At 70.2% G+C, this 17,115-nt stretch carries 15 protein-coding genes; 9 read left to right on the top strand and 6 right to left on the bottom strand.

The annotated features are described in order from the left end of the window. Positions 1-55 precede the first annotated feature (55 nt). Complete coding sequence (locus AB0C84_RS12130) at positions 56-2,008, top strand: primary-amine oxidase (protein ID WP_361064488.1); 1,953 nt, start codon at positions 56-58, stop codon at positions 2,006-2,008. On the opposite strand, the gene AB0C84_RS12125 is transcribed toward AB0C84_RS12130, so the two are convergent. Genes AB0C84_RS12125 through AB0C84_RS12100 form a run of 6 tightly spaced genes read right to left on the bottom strand, consistent with a single transcriptional unit; the run spans position 1,960 to position 8,722 of the window. Beyond that, a complete protein-coding gene (locus AB0C84_RS12125) occupies positions 1,960-2,682 on the bottom strand; it encodes a GntR family transcriptional regulator (RefSeq protein ID WP_361064485.1) in 723 nt (240 codons plus the stop codon). The genes AB0C84_RS12130 and AB0C84_RS12125 overlap by 49 nt on opposite strands. Before the next feature lie 6 nt (positions 2,683-2,688). Beyond that, positions 2,689-4,887: a N,N-dimethylformamidase beta subunit family domain-containing protein gene (locus AB0C84_RS12120; RefSeq protein WP_361064482.1), complete on the bottom strand. Its 2,199-nt coding sequence runs from the start codon at positions 4,885-4,887 to the stop codon at positions 2,689-2,691. Beyond that, positions 4,880-6,043 (bottom strand): ABC transporter ATP-binding protein, encoded by a 1,164-nt coding sequence (locus tag AB0C84_RS12115; RefSeq protein ID WP_361064756.1) that lies wholly within the window; start codon positions 6,041-6,043, stop codon positions 4,880-4,882. Before AB0C84_RS12115 ends, AB0C84_RS12120 begins: the two co-directional genes overlap by 8 nt. Before the next feature lie 5 nt (positions 6,044-6,048). Further along, a complete protein-coding gene (locus tag AB0C84_RS12110) occupies positions 6,049-6,843 on the bottom strand; it encodes an ABC transporter permease (protein ID WP_361064479.1) in 795 nt (264 codons plus the stop codon). Next, entirely contained in the window at positions 6,840-7,679 is an 840-nt protein-coding gene (locus tag AB0C84_RS12105) for an ABC transporter permease (protein ID WP_361064476.1), read from the bottom strand. The genes AB0C84_RS12110 and AB0C84_RS12105 overlap by 4 nt, the downstream gene beginning before the upstream one ends. Next, positions 7,676-8,722: an extracellular solute-binding protein gene (locus tag AB0C84_RS12100; RefSeq protein WP_361064473.1), complete on the bottom strand. Its 1,047-nt coding sequence runs from the start codon at positions 8,720-8,722 to the stop codon at positions 7,676-7,678. The genes AB0C84_RS12105 and AB0C84_RS12100 overlap by 4 nt, the downstream gene beginning before the upstream one ends. A gap of 144 nt (positions 8,723-8,866) precedes the next feature. Between AB0C84_RS12100 and AB0C84_RS12095 the strand changes: the two genes are divergently transcribed. The 8 genes from AB0C84_RS12095 (at position 8,867) to AB0C84_RS12060 (ending at position 17,104) form a co-directional block, all read left to right on the top strand. Continuing rightward, positions 8,867-9,625, top strand: coding sequence for an SDR family NAD(P)-dependent oxidoreductase (locus tag AB0C84_RS12095; RefSeq protein WP_361064470.1), 759 nt, complete (start codon positions 8,867-8,869; stop codon positions 9,623-9,625). Beyond that, on the top strand, positions 9,625-10,410 hold the full coding sequence (locus AB0C84_RS12090) for an SDR family oxidoreductase (RefSeq protein ID WP_361064467.1): 786 nt from the start codon (positions 9,625-9,627) through the stop codon (positions 10,408-10,410). The genes AB0C84_RS12095 and AB0C84_RS12090 overlap by 1 nt, the downstream gene beginning before the upstream one ends. A 74-nt stretch (positions 10,411-10,484) precedes the next feature. After that, positions 10,485-12,101, top strand: a complete 1,617-nt coding sequence (locus tag AB0C84_RS12085) for an amidohydrolase (RefSeq protein WP_361064464.1) — start codon at positions 10,485-10,487, stop codon at positions 12,099-12,101. Positions 12,102-12,122: 21 nt separating this feature from the next. Beyond that, positions 12,123-13,748 (top strand): NAD(P)/FAD-dependent oxidoreductase, encoded by a 1,626-nt coding sequence (locus tag AB0C84_RS12080; protein ID WP_361064461.1) that lies wholly within the window; start codon positions 12,123-12,125, stop codon positions 13,746-13,748. Next, complete coding sequence (locus tag AB0C84_RS12075; protein ID WP_361064458.1) at positions 13,745-14,155, top strand: Rid family hydrolase; 411 nt, start codon at positions 13,745-13,747, stop codon at positions 14,153-14,155. The genes AB0C84_RS12080 and AB0C84_RS12075 overlap by 4 nt, the downstream gene beginning before the upstream one ends. Beyond that, positions 14,152-15,750, top strand: a complete 1,599-nt coding sequence (locus tag AB0C84_RS12070) for an FAD-dependent monooxygenase (protein WP_361064455.1) — start codon at positions 14,152-14,154, stop codon at positions 15,748-15,750. The genes AB0C84_RS12075 and AB0C84_RS12070 overlap by 4 nt, the downstream gene beginning before the upstream one ends. 1 nt (position 15,751) lies before the next feature. Further along, positions 15,752-16,714, top strand: coding sequence for an MBL fold metallo-hydrolase (locus AB0C84_RS12065; protein ID WP_361064452.1), 963 nt, complete (start codon positions 15,752-15,754; stop codon positions 16,712-16,714). 24 nt (positions 16,715-16,738) lie between these two features. Continuing rightward, positions 16,739-17,104 carry a cupin domain-containing protein gene (locus tag AB0C84_RS12060; protein WP_361064449.1) on the top strand — a complete coding sequence of 122 codons (366 nt, stop codon included), beginning with the start codon at positions 16,739-16,741 and terminating at the stop codon, positions 17,102-17,104. Positions 17,105-17,115: the final 11 nt, after the last annotated feature.

Below are 17,115 nucleotides of genomic sequence, written 5' to 3'. Positions count from 1 at the left end.
CCATAGTGCGGGATGGGACGCCCAGAATGTATCCAACTCACCGAAGGAGATCATCGTGATCGCCCACGACGCGGCGCAGCCCCATCCGCTCGACCCGTTGACGGGGGACGAACTACGTGAGGTCACCCGGACGCTGCGCGAGACGGGCCTGCTGACCGCCACGGTGCGTGTGGCCTACGCCGGGCTCGACGAGCCGACGCGCAGCGAGCTCGAGGCCGAGATGCTTCCCGAGCGCCGGGCACGGGTCGTGCTGCACGAGACCACGCGGGTGGAGGACCGCGACGTGGTGGTTTCGATCACCGACGCGAGAGTGCTCAGCGAGCACGTCCTCGACGCGGCGACGGAGGGGCAGTCGCCGGTGCTCGACGAGGAGTACGAGCTCGCGGAGCGGGTCCTGGCCGAGGACCACCGGTGGGTGGCGGCACTGGCCCGCCGGGGTCTGCGTCCCGACCAGGTGCGCGCGGCGGCCCTGTCTGCAGGCGTCTTCGAGGATCCTGAGGAGGAAGGGCGACGCATCCTGCGTGCGCTGGCGTTCCAGCAGCGGCATCCCGACGACCACGCCTGGGCACATCCGGTGGACGGCCTGGTCGCCTTCATCGACATCGTCGCGCGCCGGGTCACCGAGGTGCTGGACGAGGGCGTCGTCGACGTCCCCGACGGCGACGATGGGAACTACCATCTCCGCGAGGAGCCGCCGCGCAGTTCACAGCGTCCGTTGCTGATCACTCAGCCCGAAGGGCCGAGCTTCACCCTGGCCGGCCGGCGCCTGCAGTGGGAGAACTGGGACCTGCGGCTCGGGTTCGACGCCCGCGAGGGGCTGATCCTGCACCAGGTCGGGTTCCGCGACGAGGGCCGGCTGCGACCCGTGCTGCACCGCGCGTCCATCAGCGAGATGGTCGTCCCCTACGGCGACCCCTCACCGGTCCGGTCCTGGCAGAACTACTTCGACACCGGCGAGTACCTGGTGGGCCGCTACGCGAACTCCCTCGAGCTGGGCTGCGATTGCCTCGGGGAGATCACCTACCTCGACGCGGTCGTGGCGGACGCGCAGGGCGAGCCGCACGTCATCAAGAACGCGATCTGTCTCCACGAGGAGGATGACGGGGTGCTGTGGAAGCACAGCGACCCGTGGGCCCTGTCGAACGAGACACGCAGGAACCGTCGGATGGTCGTCTCCTTCTTCACCACCGTCGGGAACTACGACTACGGCTTCTACTTCTACCTCTACCTGGACGGGACGTTCGCCTTCGAGGCCAAGGCGACGGGCATCGTGTTCACGTCGGCCGTGCGGGACCCGGACTGCCGCCACACGGCACAGATCGCCCCGGGCCTGGGCGCGCCGTTCCACCAGCACCTGTTCTGCGCGCGTCTCCACATGGCGGTCGACGGGCCGACCAACCGGGTCGAGGAGGTCGAGGCCGTGCGGATGCCGGCCGGCCCTGACAACCCTCGCGGCAACGCCTTCACCCGGTCCCGCACTCCGCTGACGCGGGAGTCCGAGGCGCAGCGGTTCGCCGACACCTCCACCGGCAGGACCTGGCACGTGGTGAACCCGAACTCCCTCAACCGGGTGGGCGAGCCGGTGGCCTACGCTCTGCACCCCGAAGGCCAGCCCACGCTCCTCGCCGACCCGTCGTCGTCCATCGCCCGGCGAGCGGCCTTCGCGACGAGGCACCTGTGGGTGACCCGCGCGGCGCCCGGCGAGAAGTACGCGGCCGGGGACTTCGTCAACAGGCACCCGGGCGGCGCCGGGCTCCCGGCGTACGTCGCGGCCGACCGCGACATCGACGGCCAGGACATCGTGGTGTGGCACACCTTCGGACTGACGCACTTCCCGCGCACCGAGGACTGGCCGGTGATGCCGGTGGACCACACCGGGTTCACGCTCAGGCCCGCCGGGTTCTTCGACAGCAACCCCACCTTGGACGTGCCGTCGGGACGCGGTCACGCCGCCGAGGGTCAGTCGTCCGAAGAGGGCTCCTGCGGTTGCCCGGTGGCGGAGAGATGACGGGTCAGCGCGACCCGGGTGTAACGGATGTGCTGGCGCAGCAGGGTGCCGGCCCGCTCACCGTCGCGGTGGCGCAGGGCGTCGATCAACAGGCTGTGTTCGGCGATCACGACCTCACGGTCGATGGGCGTCGCCACCCTTATGTAGGCGCGCCGGAAGTGCTGTGAAGAGTTCCAGAAGTCCTGGACCAGGCGCTGCAGGCGCGGCATGCCGGCGGCCTTGATGCTGGCGAGGTGGAAGGCCCGATCGCTCGACAGGGCACGCTCCAGATCGCGGCTGCCGTGCTGCGGCATCACGGCTTGCTCGAACTCGCGGCAGTGCTCCTCGAGTTCGGCGATGTCGGCATCGCTCAGGTTGACCGCGCTGTGCTCGATCGCGAGCGGCTCGAGGCGTTCGCGCATGAGGTAGACCTCGACGAATTCCTGGAGGTCCATGTCGGCCACGCGTGCCGAGACGTTGGGGGAGAGCCGGACCAGTCCCTCGCTCTCCAGATTCCTCAGCGCGTCCCGGACCGGGATGCGGCTGACGCCGAGCGCCTCGGCGACCCATTCCTGGCCGATCCTCGCGCCCGCGGGTAGACGGCCCTCGAGGATGGCTGTGCGGAGAGCCCGCGTGGCGTAGGTGGCCATCGTCTCGCCCGACTCGCGGGGAGCGAACTCGTTCGACTCACTCACGAGGACTCATCGGGCGGCTCGCTGACGAAAGTCGTCCAAAACGTTCCGGGTGATCCGGGCGATCCCGTTGTCGTAACCCTGGTGGGAGAGACTGGCGATCCAGTTGACGGAGCCGGTGCTGAAGACTCCGCCACCTGCCGCCGTTTCGAAGTAGACGACATCTGAGCGCACCTCGGCGGACTCGGCCCCGCCTTGACCGGGCTTCATGGCCGGGACCTCTTCGATCGCACGCTGCATCATGTCACTATGTCGGCCCCGCGAGGTGGCCAGCACGAACGTGCCGGGCGGGGTCCCGAGCGACACGTCGGTCCGGTCGATCTCCGCCCCGGCCGCGCCGGACATGTTCTGGCCGTAGTCGCCCAGCGGAGCCTCGAGGTCCACTCCGGCGACGATGAACCCCACGCGCGGGTCCCGGGCGTCGGGTCCGAACCGATATGACGCCGAGTCGCCGCCCTGAGCAGCGAAGCCGACGCCCACCAGCCGCTGGGGCGCGCGCCCGCGATGACGCCACAGGCCACCGCGCTCACCGTTGGTGTGGTGCTCCTCTCCGGGCTCGTTGCTCCAGGCACGCGTACCGGCCAGGCCGCGCCGCAGCTCGATCGCATCGGGCCGGTCGGACAGCACGGTCGTCACCCAGTAGAAGCCGTTGCCTCCGAGGTACATCAGCGACCCGCCGTCGTCGAGATAGCCCGACAGGGCGTCGAGCATCTGCTCGGTCACATACTCGGGGTGGGAGCCGGTGAGCACCGTGGAGTAGCCGTTCAGAAGGTCGGCGCCTTCGCGGTGCAGGTCCTCGTCGGTCACGACGTCCACGTCGATGCCGGCCACGGTCAGCCAGTCCACCAGGTAGAGGTCGGCGCTGAGGCACCAGCCTCCTCCGCCGCTCAGGGACCACGGATACCTCGGTTCCATGGACAGCACCGGACGCAGCCGCGACACGTGGGCGGTCCCGCTGCCGTCGCTGTGGCGGTTGTAGAGCGAGAGACCGAGATCGTCACGCTCGGTGAGGATCGCGTCGACCTCGTGCAGCTCCCCGACGGGTCTGCCGGTCAGCTCCACTGCCCGGGCCAGGTCGAGGCGGTAGTTGGAGTAGGCGAGATAGGTGTAGGTGGGCATCAGCAGAACGGTATCGCTCGTGGGCCTGCCCGGCGCGGGGCGGACGAAGAACAGCACATGCCTTTCGGCCGTCCCCGACCGCAACCGGGCGGCGTAGACGCCACTCGGTGTGTCCGCCGGTACCTGCCAGGAGAAGTCCACCTCCCAGCCGCAGTCGGCCAGGTCGTCGTCGTGGAAGTGCGCCGCGGCATAGTGGCTCGGCTCCTCGGCCGGGGACATCGCAGTGCCGTCCCAGAGGTGGCCGGTGACGGCCCGCAGCGGTGTGTTGACCAGGCGTCCGTGCGCCTCATGGCCGGAGGCGTCGACGACGCGCGCACTGTCCGGGTCGCGCCCCAGATCCCACGAGCCGATCAAGGTCAGGCCCGCGGCGGAGGCCGGATCGCTCGACAGGGAATCGAAGTCGTCGAGCGCTGCGGCGCCTACCCACAGCCGGGGAGCCTCCAGCTTTCCGTTGAAGCTGCCGACGGCACGGCCTGACGCGTCGACGCCCAGACGGCCGACCAGCAGGTCGCCCTCGACCTGCCAGGCCGGCCCAGTGGCTCCCTCGGTGGTCGCGCACGCGACGTCGTCGACGCCCGCGTAGGTCCTGAGCCGACGGCAGACGACGGCCGCGGTGCCACTGCCGCGGTCGACGCTTGCCGTCAGCAGGTGCCAGTGGTGCGGCAGCAGGGGAGCGCCGGTGCTCACGACCAGGTCGCCGCAGCGGACGGTGGCCGCCCCGGTGGCGTCGAGCAGCAGTGCCGGGCCTCCCGGGAGCGCGACGACGCCCTGGTCCTGACCGGTCGACAGCGTGGGGCAGACCCAGCACTGGAGCGTCACGGCGGCGGTCGTGACGGCGATGGGCGCCGTCATCGCCGAGCCGGGGCGGGTCGGCTGCACCCGGCCAGCGTACTCGCCGTCGACGTCGGCCCCGACCGGCCGGCAGTCGAGAACGTCGGGCGTGCCGTCCGTGCGGGGGCCGCCACGCGTGATGCGGACGATCTCCGCGTGGTAGCTGGAAGCGCAGCTGACGTGGAACGCGACGGTCCCTCTTGGTGTGACCGACCATACCGACGGGTAGCCGAGGATCTCCTGGGCGGGTTCAGCCATGGGCCCCGTCCCGCCCCTCTTCCAGGTCGGTGAACAAGACGTCGTCACCGACTCGCCAGGTCAGCCGTACGCGGTCGCCGACCACGAGATCCCGGCGCGTGGCTGCGGCCGAGCGCACGTGGCGGTGCTCGCCGGAGCTCAGCTGGACGTAGTACTTGACGCTCGCGCCCAGGTACATCACGTTGGTGAGCAGCCCGGAGATCGCGTTGTGCCCGGGTGCGGATGCCTGTCCCTGGTCGGGCTCCACCCGCATCCGCTCGGGCCGGACCATGAGCGCGACCTGGCCACCGGGCAGAGGGGGGTGACCGGTGCCGTCCGGCGACGTCGAAATGAGGCCGGTGATGCCGTACGGGGACACGGTCACGCGTCCGTCCCGGTGCTCGGAGACCGAACCGCGGAACACGTTGGACTCACCCATGAACTCGGCGACGTAGAGGGAACTCGGGGACTCGTAGAGCTCCTCCGCGGTGCCGAGCTGGCTGATCTCCCCGGCCCGGTAGACGGCGATGCTGTCGCTCATCGCCAGGGCCTCCTCCTGGTCGTGGGTCACGTACACGATGGTGACGCCCAGCTCGCGATGAAGGCGCACGATCTCGATCTGGAGTGCCTCACGCAAGTTCTTGTCCAGGGCGCCCATGGGCTCGTCCATCAGCAGCAGGCGAGGTTCGAAGGCGATGGCCCGTGCGAGCGCGACGCGCTGCTGCTGGCCGCCGGACAGCTCGTGCGGCCGGCGCGATCCGTAACCGTCCAGGTGCACCCGCTCGAGTACCTCGGCCGCCCGCCGTCGTCGCTCGGCCTTGGGCACGCCGCGCACCTCCAGTGGGAACGCCACGTTGTCGGTGACGTTCATGTGAGGGAACAACGCGTAGTTCTGAAACACCATGCCGATCTCTCGCCGGTGCGGCGGGACCGAGGTGATGTCGCGTCCGTCGAGGGTCACGCTGCCGCGATCGGGTGGGACGAATCCGGTGATCGCGTTGAGCGTGGTGCTCTTCCCGGAGCCCGACGCCCCCAGCAGGGTGAGGAAGGTCCCCGGTGCGACGTCGAGGTCGATGTTCCGCAGGGCCGTGACGTTCCCGAAGGTCGTCCCGACTCCCGTCAGTTGCAGGTGGCCGCCGCTGGTTGAGACTACGGCCGGACCGGTGCGTCTCTGCATGGACGTCACGTTCGTCTCCTCGTACGCAGGAATGAGCCGATGCCCAGCGCGAGAAGCGCCACCGTGGTGACGAGCATCAGGAGGGTCGCAGCGGCGGCCACCGTGGGGTCGAGGCCGGTCCGCAACTGGTTGAAGATGACGACGGGCAGCGTGCGCACGGTCGGGCTGGTGATGAAGCCGGCCACCACCACGTCGTCCCATGAGGTGATGAAGGCGAAGATCGCGCTCGCCGCCAGGCCGGAGGCCAGCTGGGGGAGCGTGATCCGCCGGAAGACCGTGACGGGGCGCGCGCCGAGTCCCGCCGCCGCCCGCTCCAGGTCGGGGTCGATCGTGCGGAGGCTCGTCGAGATCGACACGACCGAAAGCGGCAGTGCGAGGGCTGTGTGAGCCGCGACCAGGCCCAGGGTCGTGCCGGCGATGCCGAGCCGGACGTAGGCGAAGTAGCAGCCCACGCCCACGATGACGACGGGCACGATCATCGGGCTCATCATCAGCACGTTCAGGGTGCTCCGGCCGGCGAACGAGCCCCGTACGAGCGTGAGCGAGAGCAGCGCGCCCAGCAGGGTGGCCGTCAGCGCGGTCCACAGCGCGACCGAGACGCTGGTGGCGGTGGCGGCACGCCACTCGGGGTCGGTCAGCAGCACCTGGAACCAACCCGTCTGGAAGCCCCTGGGCGGCCAGCTGAGCCGGGAGCTTTCGGTGAACGCCATCGGAACGATGACCAGGGTCGGGATCACCATGAACGCGGCGACCAGGACGGTCCACGTGCGCAGGGCGACGGTGCCGGCCGAGATCCTCATGACTTGCTCCGTCCGGTCGGGTCGAGCGAGACCACCCGGCTGCCGAGGGCCAGCACCACGAGCGTGGCGCCGAGCAGGACCATGCCCAGAGCGCTGCCGACGCCGAAGTTCAGCAGCCTCGTGGTCTGCTCCACGATGAGCTGGCTGACCATCACGTCGGCGGGGTCGCCCAGGATGGCGGGGGTCAGGTAGAACCCGAGCGATATGACGAAGACCAGCACACAGCCCGAGAAGACGGCGGGCACGGTCAGCGGCAGGAACACCTTCCGGAAGGCGGCGAACGGCCGGGCCCCGAGGATGTGGGCGGCCGGCACGAGTGTCGCGTCGACGCGCCGCATCCCGGCGTACAGGGTCAGCACCATGATCGGGAGCAGCACGTGCACCATGCCGATGACGGTGCCGACGTCGTTGCGCATCATTTGGACGGGCTCGGTGGTGAGGCCTGCGGACCGCAGTGTCGAGTTGACGACACCGGTGTCCTGCAGCCACACGGTCCAGGCATAGGTGCGGACCAGGATGCTCGACCAGAAGGGCAGCAGGACGAAGAACGTCAGGACCATGGCGGTGTGACCCTTCGCGCGGTTCATGACGTACGCGTACGGATAGCCGATCACCAAGCACAGGACCGTGACGACGACCGCGATCCGGAACGTCGTCAGGTACGAGCGCAGGAAGACCGGGGACTTGCCGAAGAACTTGTAGTTCTCCGGCCCCGGGTCGGTGAGGCTGATGTGGAGCATGTCGAGCAGCGGCCAGAAGAAGGCGACCCCGAGGAAGGCGACCGCAGGGACGGCCAGCCAGTTCCAGCCGACCCTGCGTGCGGACCGTCTGGTCACTTCTGGAGCCACTCGACGAACTGGTGGGACACGGTCTCGTACTGCTTCGCGTTGAACGCGTCGTCGAAGCGGTAGGACGTGCCGCCCTTGCCGGCGGGCAGGTAGCCGTAGGTCGGCGCTTTCGGGTCCGGGGCCGCACCGGTGGTGGCCGGCGCGACCGGGTAGATCTTCGAGAGGTCCGCGTTGTGCTCGACCGAGGTGATGTAGGCGGCCAGCTTCATCGCCTGCGCCGCGCTGGGAGCGCCCTTGAGGACGACGAGGTAGTCACCGCCGAGGCCGTAGCCGTCCCAGACGACGTGGAGTGGCGAGCCGTTCTTCACGGCGGCGTACACCTGGCTCGCGAAGGTGAGGCCCATGCTGGCCTCACCACTGCTGAGTGCCTCGATGGTCTCGGTGGGGCTCGCCGACCAGATGATGCTGTCCTTGATGGTTTTGAGCTTGGCGAGCGCCCGGTTGACGTCGATCGGATACAGGTCCTTGGGCGCCACCCCGTCGGCCAGGAGCGCGCCCTCGAGCAACCCGGTGCCCACTGGCTCCTTCCAGACCACCCGCTTGCCCGGAAAAGTCTTGATGTCGAAGAAGTCCTTCCAGGACTTGGGGGTGCCCTTGAAGGACTTGTCGTTGAAGGCCAGCACCGCGGCCCAGGTGTGCAGCGGCACACGGTACTTGTCGCCGTCGGCGCATGTGATGACCGCGCAGTCGAGCGGCTGCAGCAGGGCCTGGGTCTTGGCGTCGGCTCCGAAATCGCCCGCCACGTCGAGGAGGTCCCAGGTGACGCGGCCGGAGTCGACCATCGCCTTGATCTTCGCGTAGTCGGTGGATCCGACGTCCTGGACGACCGAGACGCCCGTCTCCTTGGCATAGGGCTTGAGCCAGGCGGCCTCCTGCGCGTCCTGGAGGTTGCCGCCGTTGGAGACGAAGGTGACGGCGGACTCACCGGCCGACCGGGGGCCTGCGCTCCCGCAGCCGGACAAGGCGACGGAGGCGGCGGCGATGGAGGCGAGGGTGATGAGGCGCCGAGCGCGGAGGGGCCAGGTGAGCATGGGCGGTCCTTCCCGAGAAATGTATCCAAAAGATAGGAGTCGCCTGAGCTGGGTGTCAATGACCCGGGACAATTCGCCTCGCTCTATGTAACTTGTATCCAAGAATGCTCTTGAGTCGTGGACTGACAGGTTGGAGCGGGAACCATGGACAGCAATCCGATGGACACGGCCGACGCTCGGGGAGTGGCCCTGGTGAGTGGTGCCGCCCGGGGCATCGGGGCTGCGACCGCGCGGCTGCTGGGCGCCCGGGGGCACCGCCTCCTGCTCGTGGACCGGGCGGACTGCACTGCGGTCGTCGAGGAGCTCCGCGAGGCCGGCTGCAGCGCGAGCGGGCATCGGGTCGACGTCCGGGACCACGAGGCGGTCGAGGACCTCGTCGCGCTCGCGGCGGGGTCTCCGGCCGGCCTCGGCGTCGTGGTGGCCGGCCACGGTGTCCCCGGCCCGGACGCCACTCTCGATCAGACCTCGCCGGACGAGGCGGCCGAGGTCCTCGGGGTGAACCTCGCCGGCTGCCTCAACCTGTCCCGCGCGGCCGCGCGGCAGATGGCGAGCCAGCGGTGGGGACGGATCGTCCTCGTGGCCTCGGTGGCGGGCAAGGAGGGCAACCCGCGCAGCGTCGCCTACAGCGCGTCGAAGGCCGGTGTGATCGGGCTGGCGAAGGCATTGGCGCGGGAGCTGGGACCGATGGGCGTGCTCGTCAACTGCGTGACCCCTGGCGTGATCGAGACCGAGATGACGAAGGGAGCCGAGGGGCTCATGGACTACGTCCTGCAACGGACACCGCTCGGACGCTTGGGACAGCCGGCGGAGGTCGCCGAGGCGATCGCCTGGTTGTGCTCCCCTGCCTGCACGTTCACGTCGGGAGCCGTGCTCGACGTGTCGGGTGGACGGGCGTCCTACTGATGGCCGGGAGCAGCGAGCCGGCTGCCGAGACGAGAGGCCTGGACGAACGAACCGCGGTCGTGACCGGTGGTGCGCGGGGCATGGGGCTGGCCTTCGTCAGGCGACTCCGGGCGCTCGGCGCCCGCGTGGTCTCGATCGACCGGACGCACGACCCTGTCCAGCCCGCTGGCGGCGTCGGGGAAGCCGGCGTGTGGAGGATCGACTGCGACCTGACGGTCGCCGACGAGGTCGAGGCCGTCCTCGAACGCGTCACGGAGGCATGGGGGCCCGTCGACGTCTGCGTCTGCAACGCCGGGGGCGGCACCGGCGAGATGTGGGAGAACTCGCCGACGCGGACCGGATGGCCGGCGTTCTCCAGCGCCTACCAGACCAAGATGGCCACCGTCGTGAACATCTGCGGGCCGCTCGCCGCGGGGATGGCGGCGCGCGGTCGCGGCAAGATCGTGACGGTCTCGTCGGTCGCGGCGCTGCGGCCCCGGGCCGACGGCGGCTACGCCCACTACGCGGCCGCGAAGGCGGCGGTGATCGCGTACACCAGGTCGCTCGCACGTGAGGTCGCGCCGTACGGCGTCAACGCCAACGTGATGGTGCCCGGGGCGGTCGGCACCGAACGCGTGCTCGCCAAGATCCGTGCAGTCGGGATGGAAGAGGCGCTGTCGACCATCCCCCTTGGACGGTTGTGCAGCCCCGAGGAGTGCGCGGACGTGCTGGAGTTCCTGGTGACCGGCCCGTCGGACTACCTGACCGGGGTCGTCCTGCCGGTGGACGGTGGGATGAGCCTGTGAGATCGAAACTGGTCTGGTCGGGCAGCGTGAGAGTGGTCTGTGCTCCGAACCAGTCGCGTTCCTAGCATCCTCATATGCCCAGCGAGATCCCTGCCGAGACCCTGGTCCGGGCAACCGTACGGACGATGAGCCCCGCGCACCCGGAGGGCTCCGCGCTGTTGTGCCGGGACGGTCGCGTGGCCGCCGTGGGGGAGTGGGACCAGGTGCGCGGGCTCGCCTCGGCCCGGGCCGAGGTCCTGGACCTCCGCGGGGCCACGGTGCTCCCGGGATTCACCGACGGCCACAACCACATGCTCTGGACCGGGATGCGGTACCGAGCCCTGGACCTGTCCGGGAGCCGGAGCATCGCCGAGATCGGCGACCGCCTGAGAAAGTACGCCGCGGAACATCCGGAGCTGCCCTGGATCACCTCGAGCGAGGGCTGGTTCGTCGAGGACCTGGCCGAGCACCGGATGCCCGATCGCGAGGAGCTCGACGCGTACTGCCCCGACGTGCCCGTCTACCTGCCCCGCCTGGGACACGCAGCCTCGGTCAACTCGCGGGCGTTGCAGGCCGCCGGGCTCCACGCGGGCAGTCCGGACGTGGCCGGTGGCCACATCGTCCGTCGTCCCGGCGGCGAGCCGTCCGGTGAGCTCCAGGAGGCGCCTGCGATGCGCCTCGTCTCACGACTGGTGCCCGAACCCTCGCGACGCGAGGTGCTGCGGGCGCTCACGGACGTGCAACAGGAGTACCACCGGCGAGGTGTCACCGCTGTGATCGACCCGGCCCTGACCGGTCCGGAGCGGGCGGCGTACGCCGCGGCGCGCGACCGTGGTGCGCTCACCGTCCGTACGACGATGATGCCGGTCCTGGAGCCGGATCTGCCCGACGACGATGTGGCCGGCTGGCTGGCCGGGCTCGGGGGCCCCAGCGGCAGTGGCGACTCCTGGCTGAGGTACGGCGCGATCAAGGTCTTCCTCGACGGCATCGTCTCGATGGGCACCGCCTGGGTGCGCGACCCTTATCCCGGCACCTGTGACCACGGCACCCGCATCGTGGCGGCCGACCGGCTGGCGCTGGTCGCACGGGAGTGTGTCCGGTCCGGCTGGTCGCTCGGCATCCACGCGATCGGTGGACTGGCCGTCGACGCGGCACTGGCCGCGCTGGCCGCCGCCCCGCGCACCCGGGTGGCCGGGCTGCGCTGCTCCCTGATCCATGCCTACCTCGGTCCCACCGCCGCCAACATGCGTACCGCTGCCGCCCTCGGGATGGGGCTGGCCGCCCAGCCGCAGATGCACACCTGGATCGCCCCGCGTCTCGCCGAGATGTGGGGGCGTGAGGTGGCGGACGCCGCATCCCCGCTGCGCTCCTGGCTCGACGCTGGAGTGGTGGTCGCCGGTGGCTCAGACTCGCCGCTGACGCCGACAGACCCGATCGCGGGCATTCACGACGCCGTCACCCGACTGGTGGCCGGAAGGGGAGTGGCCGGAGCGGAGCAGTGCGTCGACGTGGCCACCGCCCTCGCGATGTACACCACCTCGGCCGCATGGCTCGCCTTCGCGGACCACGAGCGCGGCGCCCTCGTGCCCGGGCGGCTGGCCGACTGGATCGCGCTCGACAAGGATCCGCTGGCCACCCGTCCCGAGGACCTTCGCTCGATCCGGGTCCTCCAGACCCGCGTCGGCGACCACACCGTCTACGACAACCGCTGACGCCCGAAGAGAGGAACCTCCGTGGGCTACGAGAAAGAGTACGACGGCATCATCATCGGTGCCGGGCACAACGGACTCATCACCCAGGCCTACCTGGCCCGGACCGGCCTGAGCACGCTGTCGATCGACAAGGGCCAGCATGCCGGTGGGGGCCTGCAGACCCCCGAGGACAACGCCCTGCCGGGCTTCTTCCACGGCACCCATGCGGTGTCGCTCAAGGGTGTGACGTCATCGGCCTGGTTCAAGGACCTCCGGCTCGCCGACTGGGGGGTGCGGTTCGTCGCCCCGGACCCCTCGATCACGAGCATCCAGCGCGACGGGCGCGCCATCGTCTGGTACGCCTCCCCGGAGCGGACCGCCGAGTCGATCGCCCAGTTCTCCGAGCGCGACGCCCGCACCTGGCGCACCATCGCCGCGGAGCACCAGGACGTGGTGCGCGAGATCGTGGGCCCTGAGATGTCTGCTCCCGCGGTCGGCTCCGAGGAGCGGGACCGGATCCTCCGGGGCTCCGAGATGGGCCGGCGGTATCTGAAGTACGCGCCGCTGTCGCCGCGCCAGTTCATCGAGGACACCTTCGAGAGCGACGCGGTCAAGGCGATGCTCCTGTACTACTGCATCATCCGCGAGGTCGACGTCAACGTCCCCGACCAGGGCAACGTGGTCCCGACCTTCCTGGCCTCCCAGGTCCCCGGCGAGATCGCGGTCGGCGGCTCGTACTCGCTGGCGCGGGCGCTCAAGCACGACGTCTACGCGCACGGTGGCCACATCATGGAGCAGACCACCCCGCGCCGCATCGTCGTCGAGGGCGGGCGTGCGGTCGGTGTCGAGTTGGAGGACGGGTCGCTCGTCCGCGCCCGCCAGTTCGTGGCCAGCAGCCTCAACCCACACCAGACGTTCCTCCAGTTGCTCGGTGACGACTCGCCTGACGAGCTCACCCAGAAGACCCAGGACTTCAAGTATCAGAAGGTGGGGCAGATCTTCGGGGTCAACGTCGCCCTCAAGGACGCCCCCGACTACACCGCCGCCGCCGCCAACCCGGACGTCAACAAGGCACGCCTGACGTTCCTCGGCCTGGACGACCCGGCCGACGTGCTGCGGCTGTACGACAACGCCGACCGGGGCATCGTGTCCGACCAGGTGATGCTGATCGGCGGCTGTCCCACCGTGCACGACCCCTCGCAGGCGCCACCGGGACACCACGCGGCGTACATGTGGCAGAAGACGCCGTACGCGCTCGGAGGTGACCCCGCCAACTGGGACACGCACAAGGAACGACAGTTGGAGACAGTCCTGGACTTCTGGCGCGGGTACGCGCCCAACCTGGGTGGGGCGAACCTGCTCGGCGCGTTCGCCGGCACGCCGCTGGACACCGAGCGCCGGTTCCCCAGCATGCAGCATGGTGACCTGTTCCACGGCTGGTTCGGTCCCGGTCAGCGCGGTGTCGACCGTCCGTTCCCCGGCATGAGGGGGCACGCCGTGCCCGGCGTCGAGAGGCTCTACCTGGCCGGCTCCAGCGCGCACCCCGGCGGGAACATCACCGGCTTCCCGGGCTACCTCGCCGCCTCGCAGATCGCCGACGAGGTGGGGGTCTCGCGCTGGTGGGACGTGCGTGACATCTGGGCCGAGCTGGCCGGGGGCGAGCGGTGAGCGGCCCGGCACCGGTCGCCATCACGACGCCGGCGCTGCCGGCGGGTCCGACCGAGCGGTTCGCCTACTCGTACGCCGTCCGGCAGGGGCGTGACCTGTTCGTCTCCGGTCTCGTCCCGTTCGACCCGGAGGGCCGGATCGTCGGGCTGAACGACCCGGAGGCCCAGGCCGAGCAGGTCTTCGCAAACCTGGCCGCGATCATGGCGGCGGCCCAGGGCAGCGTGGACGACGTGGTCGAGACGACCACGTACTGCATCGACCGGAACCACCTGCTCGCCATCAACGAGGCCCGGGTGCGCTGCTTCACCGGGTCGGTGAAGCCGACGAGCACACTCCTGGTCGTCGCCGGCCTGGCCCGCCCGGAGTTCCTCGTGGAGATCTCCGCACGGGCCGTGCTCCCGTCGTGACGGCGTCGCTGAGGACCGACGTCCTCATCGTCGGCAGGGGGCCGGTCGGGATGACGCTCGCGCTGCTCCTCGCCCGGTACGGCGTGGCCAGCACGGTGGCCGACCCGGCCGACCGTGAGATCAGGCTCAGCTCCAAGGCAGTGCTCATGCACGGGGAGTCGCTCGAGATCCTGGCCAAGGTGGGCGTCGGTGACGCGATCGGGCGGACCGGTGTCAGGCTGAGTGGATCCCGGGTCTTCGTCGGCACGAAGGAGCTCCGCCACGACCGGTTCCCCGCCCCCGACCCGGCCGGCTACGCGATGGCGGTCAACTTCCCGCAGAGCGAGACCGAGCGTCTGCTGCTCGACGCGGTGGACGAGGACCCGCTGGTCGACCTGCGTCTCGGACTCACCTTCCGGGGCCTCGTGCAGCACGAGACCCACGTGGCGGCGGAGCTCGTGGACGAACACGGCGACACGGTGCACGTCGACGCCGGCTACGTCGCCGGCTGCGACGGGGCCAGGTCCACCGTGCGCAAGCAACTGGACGTCCGGTTCGAGGGCCATGCCCACGACGACCACTACCTGATCGTCGACGTGCGGGCCGACCTGCCGTTCCCCGACGAGCGCCGATTCATCTTCCATCCCCCGGGCGGGGCCGGCCGGACGGCACTGATCCACCCCCAGCCGTTCTCGCTGTGGCACCTCGACTTCCAGGTCGGACGCCCGCCCGACCTCGAGGCCGAGGCCCGAGATGGGACGCTCGACCGCCGCATCCGAGCCGTCATCGGGGACCACGACTACGAGGTGACATGGTCCACGTCCTACGTCTTCAAGCAACTGATGGCGTCACGGTTCTCGGCCGGGCGCTGCTTCCTCGTGGGTGATGCGGCGCACCTCTACGCGCCGTATGGCGCCCGTGGCCTCAACTCCGGTCTGGCCGACGCCGACAACCTCGCCTGGAAACTCGGCATGGTCGTCACCGGGCAGGCCGCGCCGGCCCTGCTGGCGACCTATGACGAAGAGCGGCACGCCGTCGCCCGGCACCACTTCTCCGTCACCTCCGACACGGCCGCGTTCATGGCACCCACGACCAGGCGCGGACGCTGGCGGCGCGACCTCACGCTCGCACTCGCCACTCGGGTGCCGGCGGCCCGACGCTGGGTCGACGCAGGTCACTTCTACCGGCCCGAACCGGTCGCGATGTCCTCGCTCACCGTCCCGGACCCGATCGAGTCCCGGGCAGCCGTCAGGTCCGGAGAGCTGATGCCGGACCTGCCCGCCGGCCTCGCGCGCGAAGGCCGCCCGCTACGGCTGCGGGCGGCGTACGGGCTGCACCCGATGGTCGTCGACGTCCCGCAGCCGGCCGGCGACCACGACGACGTGGAGGTGACCGTTCACCACCTCGGCGGCGGGTTGGCGCCGACCAGGGTGCCCGTGAGCGGGCGCGTGGCCCGCGAACGCGTCCTCGGTGGCTGCCAGGGCGGAGCCGCCTTCCTGGTTAGACCCGACGGCTTCGTTTCGCGACGTCTGGACCATGCGTCCTCGGGAGCCGACGGTGACGCCGTCGCCGAACTCGCCGATACCGCCCGCATCCTCTACGGAAAGGAAGCCTGACATGCCCCAGAAGCCTTTCGCCTCCAGCGCGGACACGACCGCGAAAACCGAGACGCTCGAGATCGTGGCCGACGGCGTCTACGCCTTCACCGCCGAGGGCGACCCGAACGTCGGCGCCATCGAGGGAGAGGACTTTCTGGTGTGCTTCGACGCGCGAGCCACGCCCAGCGCCGCCGCCGACTGGCTCGAGCAGCTGCGGCACCACACCGACAAGCCGGTGCGCTACCTGGTCCTCTCGCACTACCACGCCGTCCGCACCCTCGGTGCCGCCGCGTTCAAGGCCGACGTCATCGTCGCGCACGACCGGACCCGCCATCTCGTCGCGGAACGCGGCCGCGAGGACTGGGCCAGCGAGTTCACCCGGATGCCGCGGCTGGCCAAGGACCCCGAGACCGTACCCGGACTCACATGGCCCGACCTGACCTTCTCCGAGCGGCTCACCATCCCGCTCGGCGGAGAGCGCGGCGACCTGATCCTCTGCCACCTGGGTCGGGGGCACACCGAGGGCGACATCGTGGCGTGGCTGCCCGGGCAGCGCGTGCTGTTCTCGGGCGACCTCGTCGAGTCACGCGCCGCCCTCTACACCGGGGACGCATTCCACCGCGACTGGGTGAGCACGTTGGACGAGGTGGCCTCGCTGGAAGCCGCGGTGCTCGTCGGTGGACGGGGCGCCGTCAGCCGCGGCCGAGTCGCCGTCGGCGAAGCGGTCGAGCAGACCCGCCATTTCCTCCAGGTGATGCTGCGTGAGGTGGGCGGCGTGCACCGGGCGGCGGGCTCGCTGCGGGACGCCTTCGCTGCCGCCCACGGCGCCCTGATCGAGGACTACGGCCGCTGGCCCATCTTCGAGCACTGCATGCCGTTCAACGTCGCGCGCCTGTGGGAGGAGCTCGACGGGGTCGAGCGCCCCACCGTGTGGACTGTGGAGCGAGACCGGCAGGTCTGGGATCTGCTCCAGGGCGCATGACACCTCCCGACCGGAAGGACACACGTGACCATCAGCTTCGAGGCGTCGAGCCTCAACGCGGAGGATCTGCAGGAGTCCCCGCTTGCACCACCGATCGCCCAGCCGCTCGCGGGCCCCATCACGACCCGCAGCCAGATCATGTTCTCCGCCGAGCGGCAGGGGATCCTGGCGGGTGTCTGGGAGTGCGAGCGCGGCACGTCGCGATGGGAGTTCCACGAGCGGGGGGAGTTCATCCACGTTCTGTCCGGACGGATGACGGTGCGGCAGGACCACGGCGAAGCCCTGGAGATCACGGCCGGCCACACGGCGTTGTTCCCGGTCGGCTGGACCGGCATCTGGGAGGTGCACGAGACGTTGCGCAAGGTGTACGTCGTCTTCCGGGCCGAGTGACGGCCGGCGGA

This window comes from Actinomadura sp. NPDC048955, assembly GCF_040649435.1.
Classification (GTDB): Bacteria; Actinomycetota; Actinomycetes; order Streptosporangiales; family Streptosporangiaceae; genus Spirillospora; species Spirillospora luteofluorescens.
This window is presented reverse-complemented; position numbering and strand designations above follow the sequence as displayed.

Excerpts from the sequence above, each read along its gene's own strand:
- AB0C84_RS12120 (WP_361064482.1), bottom strand. The coding sequence starts at position 4,887 with ATGGCTGAACCCGCCCAGGAGATCCTCGGCTACCCGTCGGTATGGTCG.
- AB0C84_RS12115 (WP_361064756.1), bottom strand. The coding sequence starts at position 6,043 with ATGCAGAGACGCACCGGTCCGGCCGTAGTCTCAACCAGCGGCGGCCAC.
- AB0C84_RS12110 (WP_361064479.1), bottom strand. The coding sequence starts at position 6,843 with ATGAGGATCTCGGCCGGCACCGTCGCCCTGCGCACGTGGACCGTCCTG.
- AB0C84_RS12100 (WP_361064473.1), bottom strand. The coding sequence starts at position 8,722 with ATGCTCACCTGGCCCCTCCGCGCTCGGCGCCTCATCACCCTCGCCTCC.
- AB0C84_RS12095 (WP_361064470.1), top strand. The coding sequence starts at position 8,867 with ATGGACAGCAATCCGATGGACACGGCCGACGCTCGGGGAGTGGCCCTG.
- AB0C84_RS12090 (WP_361064467.1), top strand. The coding sequence starts at position 9,625 with ATGGCCGGGAGCAGCGAGCCGGCTGCCGAGACGAGAGGCCTGGACGAA.
- AB0C84_RS12085 (WP_361064464.1), top strand. The coding sequence starts at position 10,485 with ATGCCCAGCGAGATCCCTGCCGAGACCCTGGTCCGGGCAACCGTACGG.
- AB0C84_RS12065 (WP_361064452.1), top strand. The coding sequence starts at position 15,752 with ATGCCCCAGAAGCCTTTCGCCTCCAGCGCGGACACGACCGCGAAAACC.